Below are 11,944 nucleotides of genomic sequence, written 5' to 3'. Positions count from 1 at the left end.
TTATCCATCTTAATTCAGGTTGGTAATTGTTGACTGTTTAGCTGAATACAGCAAGGCTAATTCATCCAGATTTAATTCAGGTAAATTTGACAATTCGCTGCTATGATTTTTAGCTATTTTTTCCTGGTTCAAAATTAGGCGATAGTTGAGGATAGGCAACAGTTCCAACCATTTTTTTTCACTTAAATCTGGCAGTAGACAAATCTCTGGGGCTGTTGCATCGTCTAATTCTTCTTCCATCATAATTTTCATTAACACCGTAGATAAAACTAGATTAGACTCTTCATCAGAAACATCACTCTGATCGATAAGCAATGTTATCCGATCTGACTCTGGATGCTTAAAAAGCAATAATATCACAGATGCCAACTGGTCAATCAGCGAATTCTCCGGCTGTAACCAATCAGGGAACACTATTAAATTAATCTCTCTAAGATTTAAACTAGAAATCAACTCCTGCTTCGCGTGTTGTTTAATCGCTGTATCTATGATACACCACAAGCCGCTAATACTTTTTTCCATGGAAAACTCAGCACAAATCCGCTTTCTGGCAGCTTGGCCAAGTTGTGCAGCGAGGAGAGGATCTTTGATTAATCGCAATATGCGATCGGCCATCGCATCCACATCAGCTTCCTGGACGAGAAAACCTGTCTCCCCGTCTATCACCACCTCTGGAATGCCACCACTACGAGTGCTAATCACTGGCAAGCCAGAAGCCCCCGCCTCTAAAAATACAACTCCTTGGGCTTCGCATTGTCCATCAGATGTTTGAATTGAATGTTGAAGAAAAGCTCTAGCTGAACGCATTAATTCAGCGATTTCCCAGGGATTTTTTACCCCTAAAAATTTTACATTTTTCTCGATTTTCAGCGCTTTAGTAATTTGTTTACAGCTTTCTAATAAAACTCCGTCACCCACCATCATTAAATGGGCTTCACCAAAATCTTGAATAGCTTTGGCAAAAGCTAAAAGAGTCAAATGCGGGCCTTTTAGATCGACCAAACGTGATACAGCTAGAAACACTGGCTCTGAAGTAGCAGGATTAGCCCCACAAAATATAGATGGGTCAACCCCATTGGTGTTTACCTGAATTTTTTCTAAGGGTAATCCTAGATCGAGTAGCTGGGTTTTAATGAACTCAGTGGGGGCGACAATCGCTGCTAATTTGTGAAAAAGTTCTGGATAGAAATGACCTTCGTTTTCCAGTACCACAGTCTCCATTGCTTCACCATGAGTGTGGACAATCAGCGGTAATCCTGCGGCTTCACAAACATTCATTAGCGCAACTCCAGTGGGAATATATTCTGCCAAGACAGCTTCGACATTATTTTCCCAGAAAAATTGACCAAGACCGGCGATATTCTGAATCTCTGGTGATCCTCTATGTAAAACAATCACCTTGGCTGGTAAGCGTTCAATGTGGTTACGAATGAAGGTTTCCGAGTAGGCATTTTCATTGGGATGAACAATACATATTACTCTATCTTCTAAGGGTGGCTTTGAATGTGTAGGGTCATTTAAACTAGAATATTCCATATAGTAATATGTTGAATTGGATTCATTTATAATATATCGATCGCCCCCCACTGAATTTATCCTGTATTTCGGGAATTTCCGAAACCCGTTAATCTTAAACTACCCAAAAACTCCGGTTGAGCGATCGCGCTTACAGAATTAACCATCACAAACAAAGGATACATCAGACAGTCCAACTAACGCAGTCCTTTTTCTCGCAACAGACCATCAGCCCATGCTGCATCTGCTTCTGAAAGTGGGGGAACCGGCGATAAACCATAATCGATCGCTGCTGTCATAGCCTGCCAAATCCTACAACTTGTTTAACTTTGCCAGTCAGCCAGGAGTTCTGGGTCTTGGGGACGCCAAGGCAGGGGAAAGACAGGAATAGCTTCCCGGAAAGTAAAAGCATAGACCATAGCATTGGGACGGCGATCTCCCCGACTGATTAGCTATATTGCTCTTTATTTCTAATCTGTTCGATTTTTTCGCGAATCACTTGGCCAATTTCTTCGGGAGGCATATCGGCTGAATAGATTGGGCGATCGGGATTACGTCTTAACAGTTCTCCCAAGGCGTCACTAAACATCTCATCATTACTTCTATGATCTGACAAGAATTGTTTTAATTGAGCAACTGTCATCTCTTGAAAATTGGACATTACACAAACTCCCATTTACCATCGGCATAAATTACAATTGCGATTTGTTCTGATGTGCCAGCTTGAAGATAGATCGTTTTATATTTATGATCGTATCGAAATACATGAATTGGCTGAAACCCGTTGGAAAGCCATTGACATAAAATTACGGCTTTTAAAGACTGAGCTTCCGTTGGCAATTTTCACTCCTTAATCAATTAATTGGTTTATTATAGCCCGATCATAAACTGAGCAGAAATCAGACTGTCCAACCTGTCCAACTACCGCAGTCCTTGTTCTCGCAACAGCACATCTACCCATGCTGCATCTGCTTCTGAAAGTGAGGGAACCGGCGATAAGCGATAATCGATCGCTGCTGTCATAGCCTGCCAAATCGTACAAGTTGTTTAACAAAGTCTGCAAGTCAACCAAGGGTTCTGGGTCTTGGGGACGCAAAGGCAGGGGAAAGACAGGAATAGCTTCCCGGAGAGTAAAAGCATAGACCATAGCATTGGGACGCCGATCGCCCCGACTGACCAAAATGCGATAATCGGTTGGTGGCACTTCACCAATGGCGGGCATTTTCTCCCCAGTTCTGAGCAAATCAATTTCGACCAAATGAGTGGAACTGCCCAGCACTTGTCTCCGCTTGCGGATATATGCGTCCCGACCTTCTCCAGGACGTTTGTTGCTCGGAGACAAAATTTCAATAGCCGTAACCACTTCCCCGGTTTTCACTCGTCTAATTTCTAAATAGCCTTCCTTAACCGTAGTCGGCATTGGCATGGTAACGGCGAACGGTCGATCTTTGGTTGACGCCAAAGTACCAGCGGTAGAATATCTTGGTGGTTGACTTGATGGGGTTGATGATTTGGGCTGCCATACTGTTACATCAGGAAGACCGACTAATAAAAAATCATCCACATCAGTCTGATAAGTCCGCTTTTCAATCGCCACTCGATAGGTCGGACGCAACTGAGGACTCAACCAGTCTGCCAAGTTAACAATCAATCGATTATGAACTTCAGGCCATTCTTGGGGATCTTCTAAATACGGATCCATCCCAGGAAACGGAGAAGGCATACCAACACCTCCAGGTTAAACAGGCTTGTTGATTATGATAACTTTTCGATAAACTCTTGAATCCTTTGCCAGACTTGCTCTACTAAATCAAGGTCATCCGCATTAAACCATTCAATGTCTGCATCCCGCTGAAACCAGGTACGTTGCCGTTTGGCAAATTGCCTAGTATGTAAAATAGTCAGCCCGATCGCCTCTTCTAAGCTAATCTTTCCCGCCAAATAGTCTTTAATTTCCGCATAACCCAGGGTATTCAGCAACGGTAAGTCTCTGCCATATTTTTCACAAAGATATTCCACTTCGCCCACAAAACCCGCCGAAATCATAAGTTGCGTCCGTCGGGAAATGCGTTCGCGAAGCGGCGCGGATGCGCCATCGCGAAGCGGCGCGGATGCGCTATCGCTCAATGCCTGGGTTTCGCAGTCTAACCCAATCTGTAAGATCGGATAGCCCGGTGGATTTTCGCCCTGCTGTTGCGAAATCGGACACCCCGTCACATAATAAACCTCCAAAGCCCTTAAAGTTCTCACCGAATCATTGCCATGAATTTTCGCTGCTGCTAACGGGTCTACCTGTTGCAGCATTGAATAACATTGGGATTGCCCCAAATCAGCTAACTGCGATCGCAGTTCTGGGTGTGGTGGCACTCGCGGAATTTTCATCCCCCTAACCACAGATTTAATATATAAACCCGTCCCACCGACGAGGAGGGGTGGAGGGGTGTATGGTGTAGAAGCAATCAAAGACTGTGCTTGTTGTTGATAATCTGCAACCGTGAGAGTTTCCGTAGGATCGCAGATATCGATTAAATAATGCGGGACTTGCTGTTGCTCTTCCCGCGTCGGTTTAGCGGTGCCAATGTCAAAATCTCGATACACTTGGCGCGAATCGGCACTAATTATAATAGAATGCAAACGATGAGCGATCGCGATCGCCAGTCCCGACTTACCCGTAGCCGTTGCTCCACAAATTACAATTAATCCGCCCATAAAATTTTCTCTAACTGCCAACTGAGTTGAATTTTACAGCAACAATAGACCCTGCACCCCCCTGATAAATTTTACAGGAAATTGCTCTATCATCGCCTATAACCGTTTTGTGCTAAACTTTTTAAAGTTTTTCATATCTCAACGGTTAATATAGGCTATTCGCCTCATAATTGGAGCAATTTTACTATGACCAGTAGTTACAGCGCCGATCAAATTCAGGTTCTTGAAGGTTTGGAAGCAGTACGCAAACGACCTGGAATGTATATCGGCTCAACCGGCCCGCGCGGACTCCACCACCTAGTTTACGAGGTAGTGGACAACTCCATTGATGAGGCGCTGGCTGGTTATTGCACCCACATAGAAGTGGATCTAAATGCCGATGGATCTGTCACCGTCACCGATGATGGTCGAGGGATTCCCACGGATACCCATTCTAAAACCGGCAAATCTGCCCTGGAAACGGTTATGACTGTACTCCATGCGGGCGGTAAATTTGGCGGTGGCGGCTATAAAGTGTCTGGTGGCTTGCACGGGGTGGGCGTCTCCGTGGTCAACGCTTTATCGGAATGGGTGGAAGTCACCGTATGGCGCGACAACAAAGTCCATAATCAACGCTACGAACGAGGCAAACCCGTCGGGGAACTGGAAGCCAAGCCGTACAAAGAAAACCGCACCGGCACCTCGGTTTGCTTTCTGCCAGACAGCACCATTTTCACCACCGGCATTGAGTTTGATTATAAAACCATTGCCGGACGGATTCGGGAACTGGCTTATCTGAATGCCGGAGTGAAAATTACTTTTACAGACAACCGCTTGGATTTGTTGGGCAGCGACAAACCTCACAGCGAAACCTACTGCTATGAAGGAGGCATTCAAGAATATGTCGCCTATATGAACCGGGAAAAAACTCCCCTACATGAGGAGATTATCTATATTTCCGGCGATCGCAACAATGTCCAAGTAGAAGTGGCGTTGCAATGGTGTACCGATGCCTACAACGATAACCTACTGGGTTTTGCCAACAATATTCGCACTATTGATGGCGGCACTCACTTAGAAGGTCTGAAGGCGGTGTTGACCCGCAGCATGAATAACGTCGCCCGGAAACGCGGCAAACTGAAAGAGAAAGATGCCAACCTGGGCGGTGAAAATATCCGGGAAGGTTTAACCGCTGTGATTTCCGTGAAGGTGCCAGACCCGGAATTTGAAGGTCAAACCAAGACTAAGTTGGGGAATACAGAAGTTCGGGGGATTGTTGATTCTCTGGTGGCTCAAGTGCTCACCGAGTATTTGGATTTTCGCCCCCATATTGCGGATGCCATTTTAGATAAAGCGATCCAAGCATTTAAAGCCGCTGAAGCAGCACGTCTCGCACGGGAACAAGTCCGCCGAAAGTCAGTGCTAGAGTCGTCTCCACTGCCCGGTAAATTGGCCGATTGTAGCTCCAAAGAAGCCTCAGAAAGTGAGATATATTTGGTCGAAGGCGACAGCGCCAGTGGCTGTTTTTTTGGAGAAACTGAACTTGTTTTAACGGATGGGCGCTGTTTGAGCTTTAAAGAGTTGGTTGAGGAACAGGCAGCGGGGAAAGAACATTTCTGCTACACCATTCGGGATGATGGTCACATTGCGGTGGAGCGGATTATTAACGCTCGGATGACTAAGGCCAATGCGGAAGTAGTTAAGGTGACATTGGACAGTGGGGAAACGATCATCTGCACTCCCGATCATCCATTTATGTTGCGCGATGGGACTTATAAACCAGCAGCTTCCCTGACACGGGACGATCATTTGATGCCTTTTTACCAGTGTCTTTCTGAAAAAAATAAGAACGGCACGGGGTTGAAGGGGTATGAAATGGTTTGGAGTCCGAAGCGCAATGATTGGATCTATACTCATCTGTTGGCGGATTTTTATAATCTGGAACATGGGGTTTATCAAACTTCAGATGGCAACCACCGACATCATGTAGATTTCAACAAGCTGAACAATAATCCGACCAATATTCAGCGACTTCCAGAGGAAGAACATTTAGCCCTCCATCGGGCTCATCTGGAGAAAACATTGCATCGTCCAGATGTGATCGAAAAGAGCCGACGCATTCATCAGAGTCCAGAGTTTCGGGCTATGATGAGCGAGCGGATGCTTCAACCGGACACCCGAGAGATGCTTTCAGCCAACGCCAAGGCTCTGTGGGAATCCCCAGAACATAAAGCCTATATGATGGCTAAGTGGCGAGAGTTTTATGATAGTAACGAATCCTACCGCTTGGAAAATCGGGAACGACTTGACCGAGTACAGCGGGAGTATTGGAGCGATCCAGCCCATCGTGAGGAGCAAGCCCAACGAGTGCGGGAGTATTTTGCTTATCATCCCCATCTGCGGGAACAGTATTCACAGATGGCTAAGGAGCAATGGAAAGACGAGGATTTGCTGGCATGGCGCCGGGAAAAAACCAAGGAGCAATGGACTCCAGAGTTTCGCAGCAAGCGTCGTGAGGCGTTGGATAAAACCTATTACCGCAAAACTATTGAAGCTTTAAAGAAAGTTCACACCTATTGCGGTTATATGGATGTGGAAACTTATGAGTCATACCGTAAATGTCAAAAAGATCGCTCTCTGTTGACGTTTAAAACATTTTGCGATCGCTATTTTGATGGGGATGATGTCCGGGCGCGGGATGCTATTCGCAACTACAACCATCAGATTATTTCGGTGGAACCAATGGAGGAACGATTTGATGTTTATGATATCGAAGTTCCCAACACCCATAACTTTGCTTTAGCCAGTGGGATATTTGTTCACAACAGTGCTAAACAAGGGCGCGATCGCCGATTCCAAGCGATTCTCCCGCTACGGGGGAAAATCCTCAACATTGAAAAAACTGACGATGCGAAAATTTACAAAAATAACGAAATTCAATCGCTGATTTCTGCTATAGGTTTGGGGATTAAAGGGGAAGAATTTAACCCCGATCAACTGCGTTATCACCGTGTCATAATTATGACTGACGCTGATGTAGATGGGGCCCACATTCGTACCTTATTATTGACCTTTTTCTATCGCTATCAACGGGATTTGGTAGACCAAGGTTATGTGTATATTGCTTGTCCTCCTTTGTATAAGGTAGAACGCGGTCGCAATCATGTGTATTGCTACAGTGATCGCGAGTTGCAAGAACATTTAGCCCAATTACCGCCGAATGCGAATTACACAATTCAGCGGTTTAAAGGGTTAGGTGAAATGATGCCAGACCAACTTTGGGAAACCACCATGAACCCGGAAACTCGCACCCTGAAACGGGTGGAAATTGAAGATGCTGCCGAAGCCGATCGCATCTTTACCATTTTAATGGGCGATCGCGTCGGGCCGCGTCGGGAGTTTATTGAACAACACAGTAAACACCTCAATTTCACTGATTTAGATATCTAAACATCTACCTGTTTGAGCTTTAACTCATAATAGATTTTGGTCAGGTTAATTGATGAATTAACCTGACCATTTTTTCTGGATAAATTAACTCTAAAAACAGGTATTGTTTACCCGATAAATATTATGGTTTTTCTGCTGATACCCTGGCTGAAATTGTTCTATTCATATGAAAGTAGAGGGTTTTTCAACCATCGATGTTATTTAGCTTCTGGCTGATTTACCACCAAATTAGGCCAAATGCGATCGCAGAAAAACAGAGTTCCCGAAGCTACACAAATAGGGATAACCAACAGATTTAACACGGGAACACTAATTAAAAAAAGACAAACCAAGGCAAAACTACCACTAGCGGGTAAATGACCAAACACAATCTTCAATTTTTGCCGAAAACTTAAACGGCGACGTTCCAAAGGCCCATCAAAAAAATCCAAACAAACCAAAGTTGCCGCCACACCTACGCCAATAATCGTCGCCACCACCGTACCGCCAATGGGGATTAAAAAATTCAGCAAAAATAACAGGATGCCGAATCCCCCAGCGAACAGCAATTTTTTAATTTCAAACATCAATGCTCGCCAAATATCGCGCAGCAAAGCACCCATTCCCTCTGCCATTGGTGGTAGCTGACCTGTCCGCAGTTTCTCGATTTGCTCAGACAGTTGACCGTACCAAGGGGCACCGAGGATGCTGCCAATTTGCAACACCAGCAAGCCAATTAAAATCAGCAATCCTGCCACCAGCACTAACCGGAGTAACCAACCGATCGCCACCGCAATCATCGTCAAAGCCCCTAACCAAGGGGGAAGATTAGCGATTAAGCTTTCGATCCAACCGGACAGACCCCGCACCAGGGCATCAATCTGATTTAAGCCGGGAAACAACAAACCCAGATAAAGCAGAATCCCAGTAATCAAATTTACCAGGATAGGAATGACGATATATTGCAACAGTTTCGGGTTGTGCCGCAAAAATATCAGAGTGCGGAATGGGTAAGTCGCTCCGGCAATTAATCCAAAGCCACGAGGTCTAAAGCCACGAGGCGATCGCTGTTGGGGGGAAATTGGTTCAGGGGTTTGAGGTTCTGTCATCCAATGCTTATGAAATCTAGCGAGGACAAAAATTTTTTGTCTCTCCAGTGTAAATCTTTAGTGTAAATCTTTGCGAGGTCTTTTTTTCCGCTGGTTTGCTGCGGATTTTTCTGGGTACTCCTGTCCTGCTTCTCTAGCAAAAAGCCTCTGGCTGACCGAAGGGCAAAAAAAAACGCCCACAAAAGGGCGTTTGCCATCAGGGTGCATCTACATGAAATTAATCTAGCATACGAGGGGTAAAACCCCCCATACTTGTTACAATTCTTTACATTTAAGAGAGGAGAGAGGTTCGGGGCAGAGATTTGTCATAAGTTATCAGTCCGAGGATGCTAACGAGAGATTTCTGACAGAATCGAAATTGATTTTTTAAATTTAGCTTATAAATTTGTATATAGTTTTTTTATACATAAAGTAAATTTGAATGGGATTAGAAAAAAAATCAACAAAATCAGCAAAAACATGGCATCAGCTTTGAAGACGCCCAAGAAATATTGAAAGGCATTATTTTTACTGCTGTTGACGACCGATTCGACTATGGAGAGATTAGAGAAATTAGTATTGGTCTAATCCGAGGCGTAGTGATTGTGAGAGTTGCCCATGGAGAAAGACAAGGTTATATTCGCTTAATTTCGGATCGAAAAGCTACCCCAAAAGAAAAAAAACAATACAGTATCTCAGACGAACGACTTAAAGAGTTACAAAATATTCGAGATTCGGCGATTGATACTTCTGATATTCGTGAATTAGACGATCGCTTATGGGAACAAGGAAAAATGTTGAAACCGCTAAATAAAAAAGCGATTTCTATTCGGATAGACTCTGAGGTATTAGACTGGTTTAAAAGTCAACGGAAAAAATATCAATCTTTATTTAATAAATACGGTTTTGCATTTAGATGTTAATTATCAGCAACAAAAAAAGTAATTAAAAAGTAATTAAATATCACTATTTAATTACTTTTTAATTAAAAAGTAATTAAATATAGAAATATAGTCCAGCATCCGATAGGGTGAGCAAATTTTGCCCACCCTAATAACTACTAAATAATTTCATCGATAATGGCTAAGACCTGCTTGGGCAATAGTTTATCTTTGAACCAAATAATCGGCACCGAAACATCCCGAACATTCACCCCAGCTTTTTCTAAATTTAAGCGTTCGGAAACCGCGAGAATCAAGTTTTTACATTCTGACTTTTTGACTTGGGCAAATTTTTTGCGTAAGTATTCTGGACGCCAATAACCGACGATTTCAAAGAGGAGCGATCGCCCATCTGGATGCACCAACCGAAAATCAGGAATCATCACACTCCCAGGAATGGGAATTAGATCCACTTCTCTTTCTAACCGCCACTCGGTTTTCTGTTGATGCCAGCGATCGACAAATGATTCCTCTAACATACTGTCATAGGTTTTACCGGGAGGATAGTGGCTGACTAAATCACAATCAGAATTTAGGGTAAACCGGCCACTTTTCCACTGATTCGTATAAGTATCACGGCTTTGTAATTGGGCAGATAAACTCCATTTGGTGACGTGCAATAAAGCCGGTAACATTTTCGCCAGGGCTAGTCCATAGCGAGTATTAACTTTCAATACGCTAGTCGGGCCATCAATGGTAATAGTAAAACCATGATCCGCGTCTCCTTCAATATAAGCCATTAGTTGAAATAATTTCAGATAGCGGAATAACAGTTTATATTCCCCCGGATCGTTCCGATGAGCATGAATCACAATATGAGTGGCCTTGTAAAAAATCCCCTGTACTTGGGAAAGATTGTAGCGATTTAGCAACGCTTCTGGAGTGGGTGCTTCAAATTCCGTGAGAATTTTACTTTCTTCTAAATCCGCATAAAGTGCCGCTTGAATTTGGCTGGGAATAATTTCTTTTTCTTGTTCTTGACTTAGTTGGCTGGCTAATTTTTCTAAGGTTAATTCAGTGGCTTGACGACTGGGAACCGTTGCGGCAGCTAGGGTGAACACTCTGTATCGGAGTTCTTGCGGTTCCAGTGGACTAATGACTTCAAACTTACAAAAACCACTGCGTAATAAATGAGCAAGTCCTCGTTTAATCCGATAGTCGGTATTGTCCCCTTCTAATTCTAAAAGTTGTCGATTTAATTCCCCTTGACAACAGCCCACCGCTTCTTGGAAACAGGTGATGATTTGCTCTGCTGTCTTCAAATTTTTAGGGTTTATTGCCAGGTTTTTGGGCATAATTGTTTCCCCATTAGTTCTCAAGCTTAATAAATCAGTGGGTAACATAGTTGATGATTGGGTCTAACTATAAAAAATGGTTTTTATTAATGTATGATTTGAGTTAAACTATAAAATATGTAGATCTAAAGCATTACTGAACTGATTTTGTCACAAAATATTGAATAAGTCAATATGTCTAGAAAAGATACCTATCACGATTTAGTTAAATCAGCTTTAATGAAAGAAGGCTGGAGAATTTCCCACGAGCCTTATTTTCTGCAATCCGATCCCAAGCTTTCGATTGATTTAGGGGCAGAAAGAATCATAGCGGCTGACAAAAATCGTGATAAAATTGGAGTAGAAGTCAAGAGTTTTATTGCAGACTCCCAGGTCACGGAACTGCATCTGTAGGTCAGTATGGCATCTATCGAGAATTATTAAAAATCCAAGAACCGGATAGAGAACTTTACTTGGCTGTTCCTATTGACGCTTTTGAGAATATATTCAGTAGGCAGGTGGGAAAAGTAGCGATTAATTATTTCAAGTTAAAACTAATTGTTTTTTCTTTCGATGAGGAGGAATTACAATGGATTCTCACATAATTTTTTACAGAGAATGCGTGAAAAATTTTCTCGGTCAATATGAATCTCTTCAAGATGAGAATTCTAAAATCGAGCTAATTTTTGATGATGAACGAATGCGCTATATGGTTTTGTGGGTGGGATGGCATAAATATAAGCGCATCCATCAATGTGCTGTGCATATTGATATTGTGGGCGATCGCATTCTGATTCAGCGTAATGATACGGAAGATGCGATCGCAGAAAAACTGGTAGAGATGGGAATTTCTCAGGAAAATATTCTGATGAGTTTTATACATCCTCAACATCAAGATTACGAAGAAAAAGAAGTGGGAGTCGTTGCCGCGATCGCCAACGCTAATTAGCCGCGATATTGCATCCGCAAGGGGTTGCGCGATATTGCTCCGCAACGCTAACGCGATATT

At 43.4% G+C, this 11,944-nt stretch carries 12 protein-coding genes and 2 pseudogenes; 5 read left to right on the top strand and 9 right to left on the bottom strand.

All coding sequences use genetic code 11. The features are described from left to right. Nucleotides 1–9: 9 nt before the first annotated feature. From ABWT76_RS07955 to miaA, 7 genes are all read right to left on the bottom strand, one after another. Nucleotides 10–1,536, bottom strand: a complete 1,527-nt coding sequence (locus tag ABWT76_RS07955) for a glycosyltransferase (RefSeq protein WP_054465951.1) — start codon at nucleotides 1,534–1,536, stop codon at nucleotides 10–12. A gap of 176 nt (nucleotides 1,537–1,712) precedes the next feature. Further along, nucleotides 1,713–1,814 carry a DUF4058 family protein gene (locus tag ABWT76_RS07950; RefSeq protein ID WP_231636734.1) on the bottom strand — a complete coding sequence of 34 codons (102 nt, stop codon included), beginning with the start codon at nucleotides 1,812–1,814 and terminating at the stop codon, nucleotides 1,713–1,715. Nucleotides 1,815–1,838: 24 nt separating this feature from the next. Continuing rightward, nucleotides 1,839–1,934: a hypothetical protein gene (locus ABWT76_RS07945; RefSeq protein WP_156331668.1), complete on the bottom strand. Its 96-nt coding sequence runs from the start codon at nucleotides 1,932–1,934 to the stop codon at nucleotides 1,839–1,841. Between the two features lie 29 nt (nucleotides 1,935–1,963). After that, a complete protein-coding gene (locus ABWT76_RS07940) occupies nucleotides 1,964–2,176 on the bottom strand; it encodes a DUF6887 family protein (RefSeq protein WP_054465952.1) in 213 nt (70 codons plus the stop codon). Continuing rightward, complete coding sequence (locus ABWT76_RS30650) at nucleotides 2,176–2,355, bottom strand: hypothetical protein (protein ID WP_375341521.1); 180 nt, start codon at nucleotides 2,353–2,355, stop codon at nucleotides 2,176–2,178. The genes ABWT76_RS07940 and ABWT76_RS30650 overlap by 1 nt, the downstream gene beginning before the upstream one ends. Nucleotides 2,356–2,365: 10 nt before the next feature. After that, the gene (locus tag ABWT76_RS07935; protein WP_313890668.1) at nucleotides 2,366–3,238 is read right to left on the bottom strand and encodes a DUF4058 family protein; all 873 of its coding nucleotides are present in this window, start codon (nucleotides 3,236–3,238) and stop codon (nucleotides 2,366–2,368) included. 32 nt (nucleotides 3,239–3,270) lie between these two features. Continuing rightward, the gene (miaA, locus tag ABWT76_RS07930) at nucleotides 3,271–4,224 is read right to left on the bottom strand and encodes a tRNA (adenosine(37)-N6)-dimethylallyltransferase MiaA (RefSeq protein ID WP_354635904.1); all 954 of its coding nucleotides are present in this window, start codon (nucleotides 4,222–4,224) and stop codon (nucleotides 3,271–3,273) included. Nucleotides 4,225–4,410: 186 nt separating this feature from the next. On the opposite strand from miaA, the gene gyrB reads away from it, so the two are divergent. Then, nucleotides 4,411–7,653: a DNA topoisomerase (ATP-hydrolyzing) subunit B gene (gene gyrB, locus ABWT76_RS07925; RefSeq protein ID WP_054465955.1), complete on the top strand. Its 3,243-nt coding sequence runs from the start codon at nucleotides 4,411–4,413 to the stop codon at nucleotides 7,651–7,653. Nucleotides 7,654–7,850: 197 nt separating this feature from the next. On the opposite strand, the gene ABWT76_RS07920 is transcribed toward gyrB, so the two are convergent. Then, nucleotides 7,851–8,741: an EI24 domain-containing protein gene (locus ABWT76_RS07920; RefSeq protein ID WP_082348823.1), complete on the bottom strand. Its 891-nt coding sequence runs from the start codon at nucleotides 8,739–8,741 to the stop codon at nucleotides 7,851–7,853. 443 nt (nucleotides 8,742–9,184) lie between these two features. Between ABWT76_RS07920 and ABWT76_RS07915 the strand changes: the two are divergent. Continuing rightward, nucleotides 9,185–9,385: pseudogene (locus tag ABWT76_RS07915) on the top strand (BrnT family toxin); the annotation flags it as partial. Between the two features lie 129 nt (nucleotides 9,386–9,514). Continuing rightward, nucleotides 9,515–9,643, top strand: a complete 129-nt coding sequence (locus ABWT76_RS07910; protein WP_255353181.1) for a BrnA antitoxin family protein — start codon at nucleotides 9,515–9,517, stop codon at nucleotides 9,641–9,643. 137 nt (nucleotides 9,644–9,780) lie between these two features. Here the strand turns inward: ABWT76_RS07910 and ABWT76_RS07905 are convergent, their stop codons facing one another. Beyond that, complete coding sequence (locus ABWT76_RS07905) at nucleotides 9,781–11,004, bottom strand: DUF790 family protein (protein WP_054465957.1); 1,224 nt, start codon at nucleotides 11,002–11,004, stop codon at nucleotides 9,781–9,783. 126 nt (nucleotides 11,005–11,130) lie between these two features. On the opposite strand from ABWT76_RS07905, the pseudogene ABWT76_RS07900 reads away from it, so the two are divergent. Together ABWT76_RS07900 and ABWT76_RS07895 are read left to right on the top strand one after the other, a co-directional pair. Then, nucleotides 11,131–11,540 (top strand): annotated as a pseudogene (locus ABWT76_RS07900) (element excision factor XisH family protein). After that, complete coding sequence (locus ABWT76_RS07895; protein ID WP_054465958.1) at nucleotides 11,525–11,884, top strand: XisI protein; 360 nt, start codon at nucleotides 11,525–11,527, stop codon at nucleotides 11,882–11,884. Before ABWT76_RS07900 ends, ABWT76_RS07895 begins: the two are co-directional and overlap by 16 nt. Nucleotides 11,885–11,944 lie beyond the last annotated feature (60 nt).

The organism is Planktothricoides raciborskii GIHE-MW2 (assembly GCF_040564635.1).
In the GTDB taxonomy this organism is placed as follows: Bacteria; Cyanobacteriota; Cyanobacteriia; order Cyanobacteriales; family Laspinemataceae; genus Planktothricoides; species Planktothricoides raciborskii.
Note: the sequence above shows the minus strand (reverse complement) of the source record. Positions and strands in the feature narration are given on the sequence as shown.

Coding starts and splice junctions, on each gene's coding strand:
- ABWT76_RS07955 (WP_054465951.1), bottom strand. CDS start 1,536: ATGGAATATTCTAGTTTAAATGACCCTACACATTCAAAGCCACCCTTA.
- ABWT76_RS07950 (WP_231636734.1), bottom strand. CDS start 1,814: ATGACAGCAGCGATCGATTATGGTTTATCGCCGGTTCCCCCACTTTCA.
- ABWT76_RS07945 (WP_156331668.1), bottom strand. CDS start 1,934: ATGGTCTATGCTTTTACTTTCCGGGAAGCTATTCCTGTCTTTCCCCTG.
- ABWT76_RS07940 (WP_054465952.1), bottom strand. CDS start 2,176: ATGTCCAATTTTCAAGAGATGACAGTTGCTCAATTAAAACAATTCTTG.
- ABWT76_RS07935 (WP_313890668.1), bottom strand. CDS start 3,238: ATGCCTTCTCCGTTTCCTGGGATGGATCCGTATTTAGAAGATCCCCAA.
- miaA (WP_354635904.1), bottom strand. CDS start 4,224: ATGGGCGGATTAATTGTAATTTGTGGAGCAACGGCTACGGGTAAGTCG.
- gyrB (WP_054465955.1), top strand. CDS start 4,411: ATGACCAGTAGTTACAGCGCCGATCAAATTCAGGTTCTTGAAGGTTTG.
- ABWT76_RS07920 (WP_082348823.1), bottom strand. CDS start 8,741: ATGACAGAACCTCAAACCCCTGAACCAATTTCCCCCCAACAGCGATCG.
- ABWT76_RS07910 (WP_255353181.1), top strand. CDS start 9,515: ATGTTGAAACCGCTAAATAAAAAAGCGATTTCTATTCGGATAGACTCT.
- ABWT76_RS07905 (WP_054465957.1), bottom strand. CDS start 11,004: ATGTTACCCACTGATTTATTAAGCTTGAGAACTAATGGGGAAACAATT.
- ABWT76_RS07895 (WP_054465958.1), top strand. CDS start 11,525: ATGGATTCTCACATAATTTTTTACAGAGAATGCGTGAAAAATTTTCTC.